The organism is [Erwinia] mediterraneensis (assembly GCF_900604315.1).
Taxonomy (GTDB): Bacteria; Pseudomonadota; Gammaproteobacteria; order Enterobacterales; family Enterobacteriaceae; genus Pantoea; species Pantoea mediterraneensis_A.
The window spans coordinates 487,909-504,784 of sequence record NZ_LR026978.1 but is presented as its reverse complement, the minus strand read 5'-3'; the positions used below and the strand labels follow the sequence as shown (position 1 = coordinate 504,784).

General features: G+C 51.9%; 25 protein-coding genes and 2 pseudogenes (1 of these 27 cut by a window edge). 24 read left to right on the top strand and 3 right to left on the bottom strand.

Annotation, left to right across the window (positions count from 1 at the left end; genetic code table 11):
- A complete protein-coding gene (locus E0E17_RS02350) occupies positions 1-633 on the bottom strand; it encodes a phage repressor protein CI (RefSeq protein ID WP_130831164.1) in 633 nt (210 codons plus the stop codon).
- 115 nt (positions 634-748) lie between these two features.
- On the opposite strand from E0E17_RS02350, the gene E0E17_RS02345 reads away from it, so the two are divergent.
- The 12 genes from E0E17_RS02345 (at position 749) to E0E17_RS02285 (ending at position 8,420) form a co-directional block, all read left to right on the top strand.
- Positions 749-991, top strand: a complete 243-nt coding sequence (locus tag E0E17_RS02345; protein ID WP_130831162.1) for a Rha family transcriptional regulator — start codon at positions 749-751, stop codon at positions 989-991.
- Between the two features lie 32 nt (positions 992-1,023).
- A complete protein-coding gene (locus E0E17_RS02340; RefSeq protein ID WP_130831159.1) occupies positions 1,024-1,533 on the top strand; it encodes a phage regulatory CII family protein in 510 nt (169 codons plus the stop codon).
- A gap of 7 nt (positions 1,534-1,540) precedes the next feature.
- The gene (locus E0E17_RS02335) at positions 1,541-1,741 is read left to right on the top strand and encodes a phage filamentation protein Fil family protein (protein WP_130831157.1); all 201 of its coding nucleotides are present in this window, start codon (positions 1,541-1,543) and stop codon (positions 1,739-1,741) included.
- The gene (locus tag E0E17_RS02330; RefSeq protein ID WP_130831155.1) at positions 1,705-2,046 is read left to right on the top strand and encodes a DUF5347 domain-containing protein; all 342 of its coding nucleotides are present in this window, start codon (positions 1,705-1,707) and stop codon (positions 2,044-2,046) included. The genes E0E17_RS02335 and E0E17_RS02330 overlap by 37 nt, the downstream gene beginning before the upstream one ends.
- 67 nt (positions 2,047-2,113) lie before the next feature.
- Positions 2,114-2,341: a DUF2732 family protein gene (locus tag E0E17_RS02325; RefSeq protein WP_130831153.1), complete on the top strand. Its 228-nt coding sequence runs from the start codon at positions 2,114-2,116 to the stop codon at positions 2,339-2,341.
- A 28-nt stretch (positions 2,342-2,369) separates the two neighbouring features.
- A complete protein-coding gene (locus E0E17_RS02320; protein WP_130835437.1) occupies positions 2,370-4,790 on the top strand; it encodes a replication endonuclease in 2,421 nt (806 codons plus the stop codon).
- A 224-nt stretch (positions 4,791-5,014) separates the two neighbouring features.
- Entirely contained in the window at positions 5,015-5,233 is a 219-nt protein-coding gene (locus E0E17_RS02315) for a hypothetical protein (protein WP_130831151.1), read from the top strand.
- Positions 5,234-5,552: 319 nt separating this feature from the next.
- Positions 5,553-5,753 carry a hypothetical protein gene (locus tag E0E17_RS02310; protein WP_130831149.1) on the top strand — a complete coding sequence of 67 codons (201 nt, stop codon included), beginning with the start codon at positions 5,553-5,555 and terminating at the stop codon, positions 5,751-5,753.
- A 3-nt stretch (positions 5,754-5,756) separates the two neighbouring features.
- A complete protein-coding gene (locus tag E0E17_RS02305; protein WP_130831147.1) occupies positions 5,757-6,551 on the top strand; it encodes a hypothetical protein in 795 nt (264 codons plus the stop codon).
- Between the two features lie 313 nt (positions 6,552-6,864).
- Positions 6,865-7,758: an LAPAL motif-containing putative phage structural protein gene (locus E0E17_RS02295; RefSeq protein WP_130831145.1), complete on the top strand. Its 894-nt coding sequence runs from the start codon at positions 6,865-6,867 to the stop codon at positions 7,756-7,758.
- The gene (locus E0E17_RS02290) at positions 7,759-8,010 is read left to right on the top strand and encodes a hypothetical protein (RefSeq protein WP_130831143.1); all 252 of its coding nucleotides are present in this window, start codon (positions 7,759-7,761) and stop codon (positions 8,008-8,010) included.
- A complete protein-coding gene (locus E0E17_RS02285; protein WP_130831141.1) occupies positions 8,007-8,420 on the top strand; it encodes a hypothetical protein in 414 nt (137 codons plus the stop codon). The genes E0E17_RS02290 and E0E17_RS02285 overlap by 4 nt, the downstream gene beginning before the upstream one ends.
- 7 nt (positions 8,421-8,427) lie before the next feature.
- Here E0E17_RS02285 and E0E17_RS02280 read toward each other — a convergent pair whose 3' ends face one another.
- Together E0E17_RS02280 and E0E17_RS02275 are read right to left on the bottom strand one after the other, a co-directional pair.
- Positions 8,428-9,465, bottom strand: a complete 1,038-nt coding sequence (locus tag E0E17_RS02280; protein WP_130831139.1) for a phage portal protein — start codon at positions 9,463-9,465, stop codon at positions 8,428-8,430.
- Positions 9,465-11,228 (bottom strand): terminase ATPase subunit family protein, encoded by a 1,764-nt coding sequence (locus E0E17_RS02275; protein WP_130835436.1) that lies wholly within the window; start codon positions 11,226-11,228, stop codon positions 9,465-9,467. Before E0E17_RS02275 ends, E0E17_RS02280 begins: the two co-directional genes overlap by 1 nt.
- 143 nt (positions 11,229-11,371) lie before the next feature.
- On the opposite strand from E0E17_RS02275, the gene E0E17_RS02270 reads away from it, so the two are divergent.
- The 12 genes and pseudogenes from E0E17_RS02270 to E0E17_RS02215 all read left to right on the top strand — a co-directional run.
- On the top strand, positions 11,372-12,211 hold the full coding sequence (locus E0E17_RS02270; protein ID WP_130831137.1) for a GPO family capsid scaffolding protein: 840 nt from the start codon (positions 11,372-11,374) through the stop codon (positions 12,209-12,211).
- Between the two features lie 44 nt (positions 12,212-12,255).
- Positions 12,256-13,410 (top strand): phage major capsid protein, P2 family, encoded by a 1,155-nt coding sequence (locus E0E17_RS02265; RefSeq protein ID WP_130831135.1) that lies wholly within the window; start codon positions 12,256-12,258, stop codon positions 13,408-13,410.
- A gap of 3 nt (positions 13,411-13,413) precedes the next feature.
- A complete protein-coding gene (gene gpM / locus E0E17_RS02260) occupies positions 13,414-14,064 on the top strand; it encodes a phage terminase small subunit (protein ID WP_130831133.1) in 651 nt (216 codons plus the stop codon).
- Positions 14,065-14,161: 97 nt separating this feature from the next.
- Positions 14,162-14,626, top strand: coding sequence for a head completion/stabilization protein (locus E0E17_RS02255; protein ID WP_130831131.1), 465 nt, complete (start codon positions 14,162-14,164; stop codon positions 14,624-14,626).
- Positions 14,626-14,829 carry a tail protein X gene (locus E0E17_RS02250; protein ID WP_130831129.1) on the top strand — a complete coding sequence of 68 codons (204 nt, stop codon included), beginning with the start codon at positions 14,626-14,628 and terminating at the stop codon, positions 14,827-14,829. The genes E0E17_RS02255 and E0E17_RS02250 overlap by 1 nt, the downstream gene beginning before the upstream one ends.
- Positions 14,830-14,832: 3 nt before the next feature.
- Positions 14,833-15,048, top strand: coding sequence for an HP1 family phage holin (locus E0E17_RS02245; RefSeq protein ID WP_130831127.1), 216 nt, complete (start codon positions 14,833-14,835; stop codon positions 15,046-15,048).
- Complete coding sequence (locus tag E0E17_RS02240; protein ID WP_130831125.1) at positions 15,029-15,541, top strand: lysozyme; 513 nt, start codon at positions 15,029-15,031, stop codon at positions 15,539-15,541. Before E0E17_RS02245 ends, E0E17_RS02240 begins: the two co-directional genes overlap by 20 nt.
- Positions 15,541-15,966, top strand: a complete 426-nt coding sequence (lysB, locus tag E0E17_RS02235) for an Rz-like lysis system protein LysB (protein WP_130831123.1) — start codon at positions 15,541-15,543, stop codon at positions 15,964-15,966. The genes E0E17_RS02240 and lysB overlap by 1 nt, the downstream gene beginning before the upstream one ends.
- On the top strand, positions 15,860-16,099 hold the full coding sequence (gene lysC / locus E0E17_RS20390; RefSeq protein WP_237680751.1) for an Rz1-like lysis system protein LysC: 240 nt from the start codon (positions 15,860-15,862) through the stop codon (positions 16,097-16,099). The genes lysB and lysC overlap by 107 nt, the downstream gene beginning before the upstream one ends.
- Positions 16,062-16,487 carry a phage tail protein gene (locus E0E17_RS02225; protein WP_130831121.1) on the top strand — a complete coding sequence of 142 codons (426 nt, stop codon included), beginning with the start codon at positions 16,062-16,064 and terminating at the stop codon, positions 16,485-16,487. The genes lysC and E0E17_RS02225 overlap by 38 nt, the downstream gene beginning before the upstream one ends.
- A pseudogene (locus E0E17_RS02220) lies at positions 16,487-16,759 on the top strand (phage virion morphogenesis protein); the annotation flags it as partial. The gene E0E17_RS02225 and the pseudogene E0E17_RS02220, both read left to right, overlap by 1 nt.
- Positions 16,760-16,802: 43 nt before the next feature.
- A pseudogene (locus tag E0E17_RS02215) lies at positions 16,803-16,876 on the top strand (IS1 family transposase); it runs 13 nt beyond the window's last position.

Below are 16,876 nucleotides of genomic sequence, written 5' to 3'. Positions count from 1 at the left end.
TTAGATGTTCTTTATTTCCTTGACTGCACGACCTAAAACTTCAATTTCATCAAGAGAACATTCAAAGGATGTTTCGCCTTGATGGACTACCAACCGCTTACCCGGTAAACGTGCAATTTTTGCGATGCTTTTTATTCCGTCAATATCTATTAGCCATATTCCATTCACAACCTGGGCAGCACTACGCTCAATAAGATAATCATCATCATTTACAGAAACGAGTATTGGGTTTGACATACCAGAAGGTATCAGGCTGCTGTCCAGTATGGCCTTGCCGTACTCTACCAAAGCGCCCCCACTCAACGTAGCCTTGTCGATTTCCGGCGCGACAACTTCTGAAAGGGGTTTAATGTGACTGTGGTTCACAAAATCAAAACTTTCTACCGGGCCCCTATTGTCATTCTTCTCGCCTTGGCCTGTGGTTAGCCAAAGCAAAGAGACCCCCGTTTCTAAGGCGCATTGGATAACCCATTCAGCAGGAAAGCTATCTCTTAAGTATCTGTTTGCCATAGTGCTTTTGGATACAGCTAAATGATCACAAAGTTGCTGCCGTGAACTGAAATTGTAGGCTTTGATAAGCCTGTTAATCGCATCGCGCCCACCGCTATCGTTGCCAACCTTGATTGATCTCATAAGCAAACCCTTGACGTATAGAAAAAGTGATCTTAATATCCACTCAAGGTTTCAAAACCAAACCTTAACTGTATGAATCGAGATAAAATGAATCAAAACTAAGAGATACTGCACTATGAGCACCGATATTTCAATTCGTGTACCAAAGGAGATGGCTACCCCTGCGGAGTTCGCGGAATGGGAAGGTATTTCCCGTGGCTCTGTCTATCAGAAAATTCATCATGGTAAGCTCACTAAATATATGGTGAAAAAAGATAAAAATAAGGGTCGCGTAAGCCTGCGCTATCTGATGTACAAAACCGATCAGGTTCGTGAATCGCTCGGTCATTCCAACTTCCGCGTCATTGTTGGTCAGTAAGTTCCATTATGAGAACTTGCTAAGGGGCTTTCATGTTTGATTATAAGATTTCCAAACATCCGCACTTTGAAGAAGCCTGCCGGATATTTGCCTTACGTTACAACATGGCACTTCTGGCGAAACGCGCAGGTATGAACACTCAAACTCTTCGCAATAAGCTCAACCCGGACCAGCCTCATCAGCTCACCGCTCCGGAAATCTGGCTGCTTACTGATCTGACAGAGGACTCAACACTTGTGGACGGGTTTCTGGCGCAGATTCACTGCCTGCCATGTGTGCCAATGAACGAAGTGGCGAAAGAAAAACTACCGCATTACGTCATGAGCGCTACCGCTGAAGTTGGGCGTGTTGCGGCCAGTACTGTATCTGGTGACGTTAAAACGACCTCAGGCCGCCGCGCTGTAATCAGCAGCATTAACTCTGTTATGCGACTGATGGCATTGGCCGCTGTATCAGTACAGGCCCGTTTGCAGGCTCACCCGGCGATGACAAACGCCTCTGATACTGTGACAGGCTTGGGCGCTTCGTTCGGTTTGATCTGAGGTGGTTATGCTGACACAGAAACCATCTTTTGCATCGCTTCTCGTTAAACAAAGCCCATCAATGCACTACGGACACGGCTGGATTATGGGAAAGGATGGCAAGCGTTGGCACCCGTGCTGCTCTCAGGATGCGCTACTGACAGACCTGTCTACTGTTAAACGGGAAAAATCATGGCTATCGAAGGTGCTACAGCGACTATTCCACTAAGCCCGGGTCAACGTCTGGACGGGCTGAATCATATAGCAGAATTAAGAGCTAAAGTGTTTGGCCTGAATATTGAACCGGAGCTTGAGCGGTTTATTAAAGAAATGCGCAATCCGCGCGACGTTAACTTTAAACAGAATGAGCGGGCACTGGCAGCCATATTTTTTATGGCAAAAATCCCGGCAGAACGTCATAGCGTCAATGTTAATGATCTGACTACTGACGAAAAACGGGAGTTAATTAAAGCAATGAATCATTTTCGTGCAGTGGTGAGCTTATTTCCAAAACGGCTAACCATGCCGAACTAACCCACAACAGGAATTAATGGCGTAAACCCGCCGGGCATTGTTTTGCCCGTATTCAGGAGAAAGAGAAATGCAAAATATCGAAACCGTAAATTACCAGGTTAATGATTTTGCCCTGGAGTCTTTACTGTCAAAAGCCCGAAGTGAAGAACGTAAAAATCGTGCACTGGCCGTCTCAATCCGTCTGGACGCACTGGCCGCTCACATCACACAAAAGGGTATGAGCGGAACTGAAGCTGCTGAGTTGCTTCGCCGTGAAGCGGAACGTTATGAGAACGAATCGCGGGAATGGCATTAAGACCGGTTCGCAGAGTTTTCTCATCGCCATGACTGGGCATCGCAATCTGCGGCAGAGGCTGAATGTCTCTGCCTCTTCCTCTGCCACTGTCGCTTATCCCTGGAACGCCCCCAGGAAGGCGATTAACCCCTATTTTGAGCCAGAGTCTCCACCTGGAGAAACACCGCTTTCAAACCTGATCGCTTTATACGCAGCCGATAATCGCCACGAAAAATTTCGGCTGGAGGCGCAAAGTGATGAGGTATGGAGGCGCTACTTCTTCAACGATGCCCGTGATCCTGTCTGGCGTGAAACAGAGCAGGAGAGGCTCATCTCTCGGGCGAAGATGGCCCATGAACAGCATCGCCATAACCCCGATACGCTCATTCTCGATGATTTGCGTGCCGAACCGCATTTTATCAGTAAGCCTCTTCTCCAGCGTATTGATTATCTGGCAACCCTGGACAGACCGGAGATTTATTCCCGCTATCTGCGTGAAACTGTCCGTCCGGCCATTGAACGGCTGGCTCGTGTTCGTGAGAGCCAGATTTCCGCTTCATTTCGTTTTATGGCGAGCCGTGACGGCCTGGATGGTTTACTGGATCTGGCCGCCATGAATCAGGAGCAGGTAATACGCCTCGCCACCCTGGTTGCTGCACATATGGATCTCTGTCTGATTAATGCCAGTGATGGACTGCTTGGCAGGGACGACGTGACGCCAGAAGAAATCCGTCGCGTATGGGAATATGTGGCCTCAGAAACTCTGCGGCTGAATATCACGCCACCCGCATTTGAACGGCTGAGGAGAAAGAAACACAGACGTAAACCGGTGCCTTATGATCTTATTCCCGGTTCTCTGGCTCGTATGCGCTGCGCAGACTGGTGGTATCGCAAATTGTGGCAGTTACGCTGTGAATGGCGTGAAGAACAGCTGCGTGCTGCCTGCCTGGTCAGTAAAAAAACGTCGCCCTATGTCAGCCAGGAAGCGGTCATTCACAAGCGCGAACAGCGCCGCCGTGCTCTGGAGTTTTTCCGCTCACACGAATTAGTTAACGAAGCCGGTGACACACTGCATATGGAAGACGTGGTGAACGCCAGTAGCAGCAACCCGGCGCACCGGCGCAATGAAATGATGGCCTGCATCAAAGGGATGGAGTTGATCGCGGAAATGCGGGGCGACTGCGCGGTGTTTTACACCATTACTTGCCCGTCACGTTTTCACGCCACCCTGAGAAACGGTAAACCGAATCCCTTATGGAACATGGCCACCGTAAGGCAGAGCAGCGATTATCTGGTAAGAATGTTCGAGGCTTTTCGCAAGGCTATGCATAAAAAGGCGTTGCGCTGGTATGGCGTCCGTGTTGCTGAACCGCACCATGATGGCACTGTGCACTGGCATCTGTTGTGCTTTATGCGCAAAAAGGATCGCAAGGAGATTACAGCCCTGCTGCGTAAGTTTGCTATCAGGGAAGACCGTGCTGAGCTGGGAAACAATACCGGCCCACGGTTCAAAGCTGAACTGATTAACCCACGCAAAGGGACGCCAACCAGCTACATCGCCAAATACATCAGTAAGAATATCGACGGGCGTGGCCTGGGGAATGAGATCAGCAAAGAGACCGGTAAATCTCTGCGTGATAATGCTGAAAACGTTAATGCCTGGGCCTCTTTGCATCGTGTGCAGCAGTTCCGCTTCTTCGGGATTCCGGGCCGGCAGGCTTACCGGGAGCTTCGCCTGCTGGCAAGCCAGGCGAACCGCACGGCCGGAAACAAAAAGTCCGGCGCCGCTGTGCTGGAAAATCCCCGCCTTGACGCCGTGCTTGCGGCCGCTGACGTTGGCTGTTTCGCTACATACATCATGAAGCAGGGCGGCGTACTGGTTCCCCGAAAATATCACCTTATCAGAACAGCCTACGAGCTTAACGATGAACCCGGCGTCTATGGCGATCGTGGCATTCGCGTTTATGGCATCTGGTCCCCGTTAACAGAGGGACGCATCTGCACGCATGCGGTGAAATGGAAAAAGGTTCGGAAAGCCGTTGACCTTCGGGAGGCGACAGCCGACACGGGCGCTTGCGCCCCTTGGACTTGTGGCAATAACTGTCCCCCTGTAGAAAATTCAAACAGAACCGGTGTCGGGAGAGGGGTTTTGGATGCGGTCGAAACAGCTACAGGAATGCAGAAGGGAGCTGATCCCGACTTTAATAACATGAGCCGAAGGGAGAGAGGGGCGCTGCTGGCAAGGTTAAGAGTGGTCAGCCCTAAAGTCAGGCGCAGCTATAAGCAGGAAATCAGTGAAACGCAGCAGCTGCAACTGGAGGCTGAACTTCGGGCGAGGGGATTTGCAGGCAGTTCGTATGAAACCCATCTTCTGCTAAGCGGGGGAAGCCTGGTTTCAGGGGCCGGTATGCGCATTTTCTACCGCAACGGACGTTTGCAGGAAGATGATAAATGGCGGCAATGGTTGTGAATCGTCGGGTGGGTCAGTGTGGCAGACCTGCCAGTTTCAGCATGTCTCACAAACAGCCAACCGACTTTAATTCCGGTTATCAATTTGACGCGGATTTTTATAGTTTTCGCTCTATATGGTTGAGATTGCTGTGATATTACCCCTGTATGTAGTAAAAATATTTTACATTAGAGAAAAATTCATTACTGTATATGCGTCCAGTATGTATGTTGAATGGAGGGAACATGCAGGATTTTCTTTTTGAGATAGTAAAGCTGGAGCGCATTGATTTTTTTCTGAAGCTTGTAGCGGCCAGTGAGTGCAGCGACGAAGAGAAGCAGCTGGCTATTCAGTGGGTTTCCGAACTGACCGATGAGCTGATGGAGAAAGTCAGAAACTATGGGTTTGACCGGTCGGTTGACGCAACCAGTTCAGGAGGAACTGTATGCACATTGAAATCATGATCGATGAAGCCTGGTCACGAAGGCAAAGCGCGAGAGACAAAAGTTCCGCAGCAGGTCTGGAAAGACAATAGTTGACCGCATTAAAACAGTTGCTGGCGTCAGGGTTTGGTTCTGCGCCAGCAAGTTTACAAAACGGATAGCGTGAATCGCTGATGCGCCTTGCACCTCCGTACAGAAAGTCATTATGATTGCGCTGTGAAATGAAAATGCGTTAAGCAGTTGCTCTCATCGAACATATACATATGCATGCTGTCCTAAAATTAGAGAGCAGCACGATTAAACGCCGCTGCCAGTAGCGTTTGTGTCCTCAGGAGGAACTATGACTGAACTTCTCCGTAAGGTGCTGTCAGCGCCGGGAAGGATTATGCAGGACGTTATCCGCCAGGATGTGCAGCAGTCCGATAGCAGCAAAATTATTACTGATGCAAACGGTACTGCCACCCTTAACATGAACAATCAGCAGGTACGTGAATCGATGCGTGCCCGCATGGAAGAATTGGCTGCAAAACGTAAAGGATGACAGATGGGACCATTAATTATTATGGTCGTACTGGTATGCGGGTTTTGGTATACGGAAAATCACTACCAGTCCCGCATCAGGCAGGCGCGCAGTAACGGATGGAACGCCTATTTTTATGTAGCGATGCATGGATGCAGGTTTGCCATTCAGGGTTTTATCATTGTTTCTGTTCTGTTTTTAGCCCTTCTGGTTATTAGTACCTTCATCAATTTGCTGGGCTTAATCTGGCCCGTACTCCATGCTGATCTGTATTCCTGGCTGACAGATATCAGGATAATGACTTACCCCCTGTTTTTTGTTTTATCCATGCTTACGGCGGTATGGCTGGCGTATGACCAGGGAATTAATGCCCGGCGAGCGCTGGAAAACGAAGAAACCCGTCAGGAAGCGTACAGAGAAGTGGCGGCGCAGGATGGCATCGAGTCCTTACTCGTTCAGGCTATCGACGAAGGTAAGTTGATCTTTGTTACTCTGAAATCCCGGAAGGTCTATATCGGTTACGTCGCCGCTCCCCGCATGGAGCATCAGGATACGCAGCATTTGGCAATCATCCCTTATATCAGCGGCTATCGCGATAAAGACACACTGCGTTATCACGAACAGCACCGTTACTATGAGCTTTACCTTAGCAAAGACATTACCGCTGACTCCTCCCCACTCAGTTTTAAGCATTTCCGGCATGTAATCCCTATGGATCAGGTTGAGTCGGTGTCGCTTTTCGATACGGAAACGTATAAGTCTTTCGATGAGTTTTCTACGCTTGAGGTTGCAGAGGAAGAGCCAGGAAAGCCTGCATGAAATCGCATGATCCAAAAAGGATCGCTAATGCCTAAGCCCGCCAGTTCTGGCGGGCTTTTTCATATCTCGTGCAGGTGCATGAAAACCGCTACGTAAAGCGGGCAGGCGTGGCGGGGCTACGAGCGCGCGCAGACAGAGTTCACAGTCCTTACAAGCCAACATTTAGCAAGTATTAAATTTATTTACCTTGTAACTTTTTTTTTTGTATTCTGCACATCATAAATATGAGTCAGTTCCCAGAAAGCAATAGGATTTAACCTAACATTACCGGGGTGGCTCTAAAGAATCACAGTCTAATTAAAAGGATACAACTTTGACTGCCAAGCAAGAGTACAAGAAATTTTCAGTTCACTATGGTGCTGCTGAAGGATCTGATATCGCCAATCATAAAATGAACGCTTATGACTTGGGCATGTCTATCGTTGAATTTGCCAAAATGATTAATAGAGCTGACGACATTATTAACAATGGCAGAACCTTAGAGCTTGAGGTAACAGCACCGGCTAAAGCCGGATCGCTTGTTATCGAATTTGCACTATTAATAAAAGATACGGGCGCATTAGACGTCATGAAGTACTTAGGTATCAGCACAGCGTCGGCTGCGGTTGTTGGCGGAACGGCTTTCGGTATTGCGCGGAAGTTGAAAGACAAGCGCATCATTAACATCAATACCGAAGCTGGCACTGGTAACTCCACCATTGAGCTTGAAGATGAGGCGGTTGTTGTGAATACAACAGTTGCCAGATTGGTAGCAGACCCAGTGATTCGTAAGGCTATGAATGAGGTTATCACTCAGCCGCTTAACGACGAAAAAGCCCCATCTTTCCAAATTGAGTTAGAAGGCGTAGACGAACCGGTATTTAGCGTTAAAGATGATGAAGTTCAAGACTTTACTCCATTACCTAAAGCTTCGCTCGCTGACGAAAAAATTGAAACCCAAGTAACAAATATCATTTTGAACCAGATAAATTTCGATTCTAATCGTGGGTGGAAAATGGTATATGATGGCAAAGAACATTCAGTAAGAATGGAAGATGAAGGTTTCATGGCTCGCGTTAGAGACAGTGAAAAAAGCTTCACTAAAGGAGATATGTTTGAAGTGTCTCTTTCAACGATCACTAAGACCACAGCCCGCTCTCAGCGAACTGAATATGTGATTACTCAAGTAATAAGGCATCGAGTGGGTGCAGACAGGAAAATTCTGTAAATGAGCGAGTCTGAAGCGCTGGCTACAATTTATACTTTTATGACATGGGCGGGGTTGATTATCCTGTCCCCTTTTGCATGGAAGTTTTTCAGCGCTTTGGGGTATTACATTACAGGGAAATTTAAGAAAAATCAGGTATTTATAGTTAGGCATTATCATGATGGAAAGTTGGTAAGCGAGAAGACTGTCAATCTTTCATTAAATTCACCTATCGTTAAGCAGCTTGAAGAAGCTCGGGGTGAAGTCCAGTGAGTAATGTCACGCCTGAGTCCCCCTCCAAGAGCATTCGTAATGGTGTTTTCAGTTCTGCTGGTATCGGTACTTTATTGATGGGCTTGACACGATTTCTTGATGGGAACAACCAAGAAATTGCAGCTCTATGCGTGCCGATACTTAGTGGAGTGATCTCTTATATTGGGGTCTATTTTTACTGTAGATGGATGGAGCCACACGAACTGGTGAGTCTGAGAAGCGGGCTTAAGCGAGATTTAGCTGAACAAAAATCCGTCATAGATGATTCATATGCAGATGAGCAAACCCGCGAGCAAGCACGCCGGATTTATTCAGCAACAAAAATGAAGTTGGCCACCCTGAGACAAGACTTCATCTCAGGGAAGTATAGTATTACGGCTAAAGCCAACGTCAATCCTCATGAAGAGTAGTTTAAATTTATATATCCAGTGTGTAAGGCGAAAATTGGATCACTTCATCACTCAGCCAGCTGTTTAACTCTTCCAGGCGCTTCTGCAGCGGCATTAGCTCATTCCTCACAAACACGCGGCTGGCCTTCTCCACATCCCCGAACCCTCCTGTATTATTCGGGATAATCCCCATCATCTGCGGTGGCACACGGTGCGCGGCCAACATGTCATCCCGTGACACATTCTTAATATTCAAAAACTCATCCTTTGCCGCCACCTCTGACAGCGGGATGATCTGAATCCCGTCTTTCTTCCCGTTCGGTGAGTACATAAACAAATTTCGAAAATTCCCTGGCCCCTTCGCGCTTTTCATCGCCTTACGCATACTGTCCACATCTTCCTGGTTCTGCGCCGGGTCGGTCACATACATGATATAACCGGCGTGGCTGCCGTTAAGGTAATACTTGCGGCGGAACAGGGTAGCGGACTCGTTCAGCAGCGTGGACGGAATGGCAGACAGATACTCCGGCAGGCCGTAAATCTCCTGATTCAAATCCGGCTCCATCAGATGGAAAACACTACCCGGAGTAAACTGATAGGGCTGTTTGTTCAGACCGTATTGCACATACCAGTAAGTATCCAGATCCGTACCGCGCCGGGTATATTTTGCCAGTGAAGGCTCCAGCGACAGCACGCCGCCCAACCGGTTGGTGCGCTTCTCCAGATAGGCATTCCCAAACACCAGATAATCCTGCACAAAGCGGCTGAAGGCCTGCTGGCTGAGCAGCGGATGCGGGATAAAAGTGCTGGTGAGAATATTGCGCTTAACCGTAATGGCTGAGCTGTGATGCACTGCGGCCCGGAAGGTGCGGGCCAGGCCGTCAAAACTCACCGGCGGTTCATACCAGCGATCCATTACCACACATTCCACATAATCCAGCAGTTCGCGGCGGTCTAGTACCGGGACCGGATCACCGAAGGTAAACGCCTCTGCTGCCGGGGTGCCGGTCAACTGCGCCGACTGGCTTACCGGCTGCGTGCGGGCGCGGCTTTTTCGTTTGCTCATCAGAACATCTCCATAATATTTTGGGTGTGGGCCGCTTCGCCCTGCAGCGGTTCGTTCGCCAGGGCATGCATGGTCGCCCATGCCAGATCGGCGTGGCTGGCTTCTTCGCTGCGGCTGGCTTCATAGGTAGGACGGTTACCGCTGGCTGTGGTGGTGCGGCGGATCGCCATAAAGGATTGCGCGATGTCGGTGTGTCCGGCATCGAACTCCAGACGCCGATGGCTGATGATGTCCCAGGCTTTCAGCACCAGGGCGTTTTTCACGTTCGGGTTATAAACGAACTCCTTCACCGCCGGGAAAAAGGTTTTCACGTTTTCATACACGCCATGCCCGACACCAGTGGTATCGATGCCGATATAAGTCACGTTGTATTGCTGCGTCAGTTGGCGGATAGATTCGGCCTGTGCGCGGAAATCCATGCCGCGCCACTGATGGCGCTCCAGAATGCGGAACTTACCACCCGGTACGTCTGGTGGCGCAATAACCACGCATCCGGCGCTGTCCCCGTTCTGCGTGCCTTTCGCCGGGTCATAGCCGATCCAGACCTGTTTGTGGCCAAAAGGACGCAGCGCCAGTGCTTCGAAATCGCTCCAGACTTCCCAACTGTCAACCATGCACGCCTGTAGATCAGCCAGCGGGAACACGGAGGCCAGGTCATCGACAAACTGGCACATCAGCAGGTTCTGGTATTCCGGCGGGTTGTATTCAAGGCGCAGCTGCTCAAGGTCAAACAGGTTACAGCCGCCGCGTACCGCGTCCTCAACGGTGACGATCTGGCGGAACTGGCCGTCACCACATAACCGGCCTGGTGACAGGGCGGCATGTGACAAGTCAAAATCGATGCGGTCCGCTTTGGCCCGGCCTTTATTGAACATGGCCCCGGACCAGAACGGGTAGGCGCTGTGGGTCAGGCTGGACGGAGTGGAAAAATAGGTCTGCCGCCATTTCTTATGCAGCGCCATACCTGATGCCACTTTGCGCAGTTCCTGAAACTTCGGTATCCAGAAATATTCATCCAGATAGAGATTGCCGTGATAGCTCTGCGCGGTGCGGGCGTTGGTGCCCAGAAAGTAAAGACAAGCGCCGTTATTCAGCGTAATCGGATCGCCTTTCAGTTCAACCTCGACCTCTTTGGCGAATTCGATAATGTATTGTTTGAAAACATGCGCCTGCGCTTTACTGGCCGAGAGAAAAATCTGGTTGCGCCCGGTAGTCAGTGCATCAACCAGCGCCTCGCGGGCGAAGTAGAAGGTGGCACCGATCTGGCGCGACTTCAGCAGGTTGCGGATGCGATGTTTATTGCCTGCTTCCCACCATTTACGCTGGTAAGCAAACATCGAATCGTGAAAAACCTCCTGTAGTTTTTCGATCTGTTCATCGGTGAATACGTTTTTCTCTGGTGGCTTACGCAGCCCGCTGTTGCGGTTCGCCACCTTCGGGTTCAGGTCTGCTTCATTGCCGCCGTTGTTAAATTTGCCGATGCGTGCATGGCGTTCAGACTGGCGTGCCAGCAGGTCGATTTCCTTAAAATCTTTCCCTTCTTTGTGCTCCTTCATGATGAGCCGACAGTAACGGGCGGCAGTGGTGAGTTGCATCTGATCCAGCGGGCCATATTCGCTCCACTTATCGCGCTTCTTCCAGCTGTGAACGGTCGCGGGTTTCTCTCCCAGCATTTCAGCAATGCGGGCGATACGGTATCCCTGAAAGTACAGAAGCATCGCCTGCCTGCGGGGATCAAGGTCGTCGGGCGTCATCATCGTCATGGGCACAAAATACGGCCCTGCAGTGCGCTTTTCCGTTGCCGCTGTTTGTGCGGTTTTCAGCACAACGCCTCTTCGTTGTTTCAGTCTCCTTACCGCAGCAAACATAGGGCTTCACAGCATTTTTTCTCAACGGAGCCTGACTTATGGCAGCGGCAGTGAAAGCAAAGCGTTTTCGTATCGGGGTGGAAGGTGCCACCACAGACGGTCGTGCGATCCAGCGTGAGTGGCTGACTGAAATGGCCGCCTCCTATGACCCGGAGGTGTACACGGCACTGATTAATCTTGAGCACCTGAAATCTTTTTCACCTGACGGCACGTTTAAACGTTATGGCCGGGTAACGGGCCTGACGGCTGAGGAAATCACTGAAGGGCCACTGGCGGGCAAGATGGGGCTGTATGCCGATATCGAACCAACCTCCGATCTGGTTGCCCTGACGAAGCAGTGGCAGAAGATTTTCACCTCAATGGAGATCAGCCCGAAGTTTGCTGACACCGGCAAAGCCTACCTGATTGGCCTGGCGGCAACTGACGATCCGGCCAGCCTCGGCACCGAGATGCTGCTTTTCAGCGCCAGCGCCAGTCAGAACCCGCTGGCTAACCGCAAAAAAGACCCTGCCAACCTGTTCAGCGCAGCGGAAGAAACGCTGATTGAGCTGGAAGAAGTGCCGGAGGACAAACCGGGGCTGTTCGCCCGTATCGCTGCGCTGTTCAGTAAAAAAGAGCAGACCGACGAGGCGCGTTTTACTGACGTCCATCAGGCGGTAGAGCTGATTGCCACTGAACACCAGAACTACAGCACCCGGACCGATGCCGCGCTGAGTGAACAGGTGAAACGCACAGAAGCGCTGGAAGCTGAAGTGAAGGAGTACAAAGCGGCATTTGATGCGCTGCAGGAACAGCTGAACCGCCAGGACAGCCGTGATGATTTTCGTCCGCGTTCTACGGGCGGTCCGGGGCACGGTGAAAGCCTGACCGATTGCTGAGAGCGGCCAGCGAGATTACCTCACAGATTCAGAGCAGATAACCAATGAAAAAAGAAACCCGTTATAAATTCAATGCGTTCCTGGCGCAGCTGGCGAAAATTAACGATGTGGAATTATCGGACATCAACGCAAAATTCACGGTCGAACCCTCCGTTGCCCAGACGCTGGAATCCAAAATTCAGGAGTCATCTGCGTTTCTGCAGAAAATTAATATCGTGCCGGTGGATGAACAGAGCGGCGAGCGTCTGGGGCTGGGTATTGGCAGCACCATTGCCGGAACGACGGACACGACGAAGAAAGAGCGTGAGCCGAACGATCCAACCTATATCGACGGCGAAGGCTATAAATGTACCCAGACCAACTTTGACACCGCGTTGCCTTACAGCAAGTTAGACATGTGGGCGAAGTTTCAGGACTTTCAGACCCGCATCCGCGACATGATTGTTAAGCGCCAGGCGCTGGACCGCATCATGATTGGCTTTAACGGCGTGAAGCGTGAAAAAACCTCTGACCGCAGCAAATACCCGCTGCTGGAAGATGTGAATATCGGCTGGCTGGAAAAAATCCGCCAGGAAAAACCGTCGCAGGTGGTGAGTAAGCATGTTGGTGAAGACGGTACGATCCTCGCCGACACGATCACGGTGGGGAAAGGCGGCCTGTTCCGCAATCTTGACGCTATGGTAATGGGCGCGGTTAACGAGAAAATCGCCGTTCAGTATCAGGACGACACCGAACTGGTAGTGATCTGCGGGCGAGCTCTGCTTGCTGATAAGTATTTCCCGCTGGTTAATCAGGACCAGCCAAACAGCGAAAAACTGGCCGCTGACCTGATTATCAGCCAGAAGCGTATCGGCAATTTGCCCGCTGTACGTGCACCGTATTTTCCGGCCAATGCTGTGCTGATCACCCGGCTGGATAACCTCTCTATTTACTGGCAAAACGAAACCCGGCGCCGTTCGGTGATCGACAATCCGAGGCGTGACCGCATCGAAAACTATGAATCGGTCAACGAGGCATACGTGATTGAAGATTACGACTGTACCTGCCTGATTGAAAACATCGAGCTGCTGGATGGTGGCGATGAAGCGACAAAGAGCAATGCGGAAATTCAGGGCATCTCGACGGCCGTAGCAAACGTGTTCCGGGAAATGCTTGCGAACGGCAGTCAGCAACCTGCCGGTGATGATGCCGGAGCCTGATCCATGACCAATCCTTTTCGTGCACATACACGCTTTATTCAGGCACAGGAGGCCGCTCGCCAGGGCGGCAATATCCGTCATACATCCGGCTATGACCAGATGTTGATGCAGCTGGATGAGGATCGCCGCCGCCTCAAAAGCGTGCAGTCCACTGTTAAAAAAGCCGAAATCAAACAGGAGCTGCTGCCTAAATACGCCGTCTGGGTGGAGGCAATGCTGGCCGCTGATGTTGTGCAGCAGGATGACGTGCTGATGTACGTCATGCTCTGGCGCATCGACGCCGGAGATTATGCCGGTGCGCTCACCATTGGCCGCCATGCGCTGAGACATGGCTGGGTGATGCCGCAGGGTTTTAATCGCAACGTACAGACCGTGCTGGCTGAGGAGATAGCCGATGCGGCAAAGGCCGCTATCCTGGCGCAAGCCCCTTTTGACGCCGATCTGCTTGTGCAGACGCTGGACGTCATTGGTGATCGGGATATGCCGGACCAGTCGCGCGCCCGTTTACATAAGTCGCTGGGCTGGCTGCTGCGTGAAAGCGATCCCGCTACCGCTCTCTGTCACCTTAAACATGCTCTGCAGCTGGACGAACGTAGCGGAGTGAAAAAAGACATCGAGCAACTGGAGCGCAAGCTGCGTAACGCCAGCTGTTAACCGGACGTGCCCACGCGCGGGGCGGCACGGGGTGGCGACAGGCTTTGCCTTATCAAAACCCCGTCCACCGCCCAACTTCTTCAGGAGAAACACAGCAATGAAATTTGTAGCGCCTGAACAGGTAACGGACACGCCGGAAATCATCGGGAACACCTCTTTCTGGCCGGATATCAGCCTGGCCGAATTCCGGGAGGCGATGCGCATTGACGGGACTATAACCACGCCCCGGCTACGTCAGGTTTTGCTGACCGCGATAGCGGAGGTAAATGCGGAGCTGTTCGACTTCCGGACCCGCCAACAGAAGCTGGGTTATGCGTCCCTGGCGGATGTTCCGGCAGACAAGCTGGCAGGGCAGAGTGAACGCCTCCATCACTACCGCAACGCGGTCTGGTGCTGGGCACGGGCGATGCTGAACGAGCGTTATCAGGATTATGACGCCACGGCATCAGGAGTGAAACGTGGGGAAGCGCTGGACGATGCGACAGGGGAACTGTGGCGGGATGCACGCTGGGCTATCAGCCGTGTGCAGGACCAGCCGCACTGTATGGTGGAACTGATCTGATGAAAGTGTGCGCGCAGCAGTATGACACCGTGGATGCGCTGTGCTGGCGACATTACGGCCGCACGCAGGGACTGACAGAACAGGTGTTACAGGCAAATCCGGGGCTGGTGGATCACGGGCCTTTTTTACCGCACGGGCTGGAGGTGGAGCTGCCGGATATCACGCCCGCAGCCACCGCGCAGACCGTGCAGCTTTGGGACTGAATCATGACAACAGAGCGTATCAGCGCTTTCCTCACTTACTGCATCGCAGTGGGAATGGGATGGCTGGGTAAATGGGATTTACAGGACGTTGCCACGCTGCTTGGCATGGTGCTGGGCGTAGGCATGTTTCTGGTGAGCTGGTACTACCGGCGCAAAACTTTTCAGCTGCTTGCCAGCAGGAAAATCAGCCGGGAGGAATATGAATCTGCAAACCGTTAAGCGGTGCGCTATCGGAGCGGTGCTGGCGATTGCCGCCACGCTGCCCGGTTTCCAGCAGCTGCGCACCTCGGTAGAGGGACTGAAACTCATCGCGGATTACGAAGGCTGTCGCCTGAAACCCTATCAGTGCAGCGCCGGGGTATGGACGGACGGGATTGGCAATACCTCTGGCGTGGTGCCGGGCCGGTCGATCACGGAACGGCAGGCGGCGGGTAACTTCATCACCAACGTGCTGAGGGTAGAAGCTGCGCTGGCACAATGCGTAGCAGTCACGATGCCGCAGCAGGTTTATGACGCGCTGGTGTCATTTGCATTCAATGTCGGAACCGAAAAAGCCTGTGGCTCAACGATGGTGAAGCTGCTGAGGGAAAAGCGCTGGCGTGATGCCTGTTATCAGTTGCCACGCTGGGTTTATGTGAACGGGATATTCAGCCAGGGACTGAAAAACCGCCGCTCACGGGAAATGGCCTGGTGCTTAGAAGGGATAACGTGATGCGCGCGCTTATTGTGATATCGCTGATCGGGATCGTGGCCATCGGCATTCAGACGTGGCGGCTGGATAACGCAGAACAGGAAAAGCGCAGACAAAAAGATGCACTGGCTGCGCTGGAAGTGAAGCTGAATCAGAAAAGCAGCCAGCTGATTGCCCTGAATATCCTGACGCAGACCAACAGCCGCGAGCAGACTCGCCTTTATGCGGCTGTTGAAGAAACCAGTGCGCTGTTACAGAAACGGCAGCGCCGGATTGAGGAACTGACCCGTGAAAATGAAGCGTTGCGCCGCTGGAGTAATACCTCTTTGCCTGCTGCTGTTGTGCGGTTGCGCACCCGACCGGCACTCACCGGAGGCCATTCTTACCGTGAATGGCTGTCCCAGAATAACGCGCTGCCAGCTACCGGAAGCAGCCCCACGCAGTAACGGGGATCTGAATCGCCAGCTGGATGAGACGGAGGCCGCCTGGGCGAACTGCGCGGACAAAGTGGATACCATAGTGAATTGCCAGGAACGCAACGATGAACAAGCCGCAATCTTTACGCAAAGCCCTGAGTAGCGCGGTGCCCTATGTCCGGGACAACCCGGACAGGCTGCATCTGTTTGTGGATGATGGCGCAATGGTTGCTACCTCCGCCGCCTCTATTTCATGGGAGTACCGTTACACCCTGAACATAGTAGTGACAGATTTTACCGGTGATCAGAATCTGTTGATGGCACCGGTGCTTTTCTGGCTGCGCGACAACCAGCCAGATCTGCTGCAAAACCCAACTGAGCGGGAAAAGCTGTTTACCTTTGAGGTGGATATTCTCGGTAATGGGGCATGTGATCTGAGTCTGAACCTGAAACTGACGGAGCGTGTACTGGCCCGTGAAGTTAACGGGGTGATGCAGATCGAAGCCGTGCCGGAACCGCAGGAACCAGACGAGTACTGGATGGGCCGTTGATGAGTGAATTACATCAGGTAGATGCCTGGCTGGCAGCGCTGTTGGCGAAGCTGGAACCGGCAGAGCGGAAGAAAATGCTGCGTGAAGTGGCGCGGGATGTGCGCCGGATTCAGCAGCAAAACATGACCGCACAGCGCGCGCCAGATGGCACGCCGTGGGTACCGCGTCGCATGACTGCCCGGACGAAGCAGGGCAGGGTTAAGCGCAAAATGTTCATGAAGCTGAAGACCGCGAAATACCTGAAAGCGAAGGCAGACGCAGGTGATGCTGCCAACTTACTGATTTAGTGTATGATGGTGTTTTTGAGGTGCTCCAGTGGCTTCTGTTTCTATCAGCTGTCCCTCCTGTTCAGCTACAGACGGGGTGGTGCGTAACGGTAAAAGTACTGC

What these genes read in the sequence shown, in the direction of transcription:
- E0E17_RS02240 (WP_130831125.1), top strand. Translation starts at nt 15,029, where the DNA reads ATGAATCTGCAAACCGTTAAGCGGTGCGCTATCGGAGCGGTGCTGGCG.
- E0E17_RS02305 (WP_130831147.1), top strand. Translation starts at nt 5,757, where the DNA reads ATGGGACCATTAATTATTATGGTCGTACTGGTATGCGGGTTTTGGTAT.
- gpM (WP_130831133.1), top strand. Translation starts at nt 13,414, where the DNA reads ATGACCAATCCTTTTCGTGCACATACACGCTTTATTCAGGCACAGGAG.
- E0E17_RS02225 (WP_130831121.1), top strand. Translation starts at nt 16,062, where the DNA reads ATGAACAAGCCGCAATCTTTACGCAAAGCCCTGAGTAGCGCGGTGCCC.
- E0E17_RS02250 (WP_130831129.1), top strand. Translation starts at nt 14,626, where the DNA reads ATGAAAGTGTGCGCGCAGCAGTATGACACCGTGGATGCGCTGTGCTGG.
- E0E17_RS02245 (WP_130831127.1), top strand. Translation starts at nt 14,833, where the DNA reads ATGACAACAGAGCGTATCAGCGCTTTCCTCACTTACTGCATCGCAGTG.
- E0E17_RS02330 (WP_130831155.1), top strand. Translation starts at nt 1,705, where the DNA reads ATGGCTATCGAAGGTGCTACAGCGACTATTCCACTAAGCCCGGGTCAA.
- E0E17_RS02270 (WP_130831137.1), top strand. Translation starts at nt 11,372, where the DNA reads ATGGCAGCGGCAGTGAAAGCAAAGCGTTTTCGTATCGGGGTGGAAGGT.
- E0E17_RS02340 (WP_130831159.1), top strand. Translation starts at nt 1,024, where the DNA reads ATGTTTGATTATAAGATTTCCAAACATCCGCACTTTGAAGAAGCCTGC.
- E0E17_RS02315 (WP_130831151.1), top strand. Translation starts at nt 5,015, where the DNA reads ATGCAGGATTTTCTTTTTGAGATAGTAAAGCTGGAGCGCATTGATTTT.
- E0E17_RS02350 (WP_130831164.1), bottom strand. Translation starts at nt 633, where the DNA reads ATGAGATCAATCAAGGTTGGCAACGATAGCGGTGGGCGCGATGCGATT.
- E0E17_RS02275 (WP_130835436.1), bottom strand. Translation starts at nt 11,228, where the DNA reads ATGACGATGATGACGCCCGACGACCTTGATCCCCGCAGGCAGGCGATG.
- E0E17_RS02335 (WP_130831157.1), top strand. Translation starts at nt 1,541, where the DNA reads ATGCTGACACAGAAACCATCTTTTGCATCGCTTCTCGTTAAACAAAGC.
- E0E17_RS02310 (WP_130831149.1), top strand. Translation starts at nt 5,553, where the DNA reads ATGACTGAACTTCTCCGTAAGGTGCTGTCAGCGCCGGGAAGGATTATG.
- E0E17_RS02325 (WP_130831153.1), top strand. Translation starts at nt 2,114, where the DNA reads ATGCAAAATATCGAAACCGTAAATTACCAGGTTAATGATTTTGCCCTG.
- E0E17_RS02280 (WP_130831139.1), bottom strand. Translation starts at nt 9,465, where the DNA reads ATGAGCAAACGAAAAAGCCGCGCCCGCACGCAGCCGGTAAGCCAGTCG.
- E0E17_RS02290 (WP_130831143.1), top strand. Translation starts at nt 7,759, where the DNA reads ATGAGCGAGTCTGAAGCGCTGGCTACAATTTATACTTTTATGACATGG.
- E0E17_RS02265 (WP_130831135.1), top strand. Translation starts at nt 12,256, where the DNA reads ATGAAAAAAGAAACCCGTTATAAATTCAATGCGTTCCTGGCGCAGCTG.
- E0E17_RS02345 (WP_130831162.1), top strand. Translation starts at nt 749, where the DNA reads ATGAGCACCGATATTTCAATTCGTGTACCAAAGGAGATGGCTACCCCT.
- E0E17_RS02320 (WP_130835437.1), top strand. Translation starts at nt 2,370, where the DNA reads ATGACTGGGCATCGCAATCTGCGGCAGAGGCTGAATGTCTCTGCCTCT.
- E0E17_RS02255 (WP_130831131.1), top strand. Translation starts at nt 14,162, where the DNA reads ATGAAATTTGTAGCGCCTGAACAGGTAACGGACACGCCGGAAATCATC.
- lysB (WP_130831123.1), top strand. Translation starts at nt 15,541, where the DNA reads ATGCGCGCGCTTATTGTGATATCGCTGATCGGGATCGTGGCCATCGGC.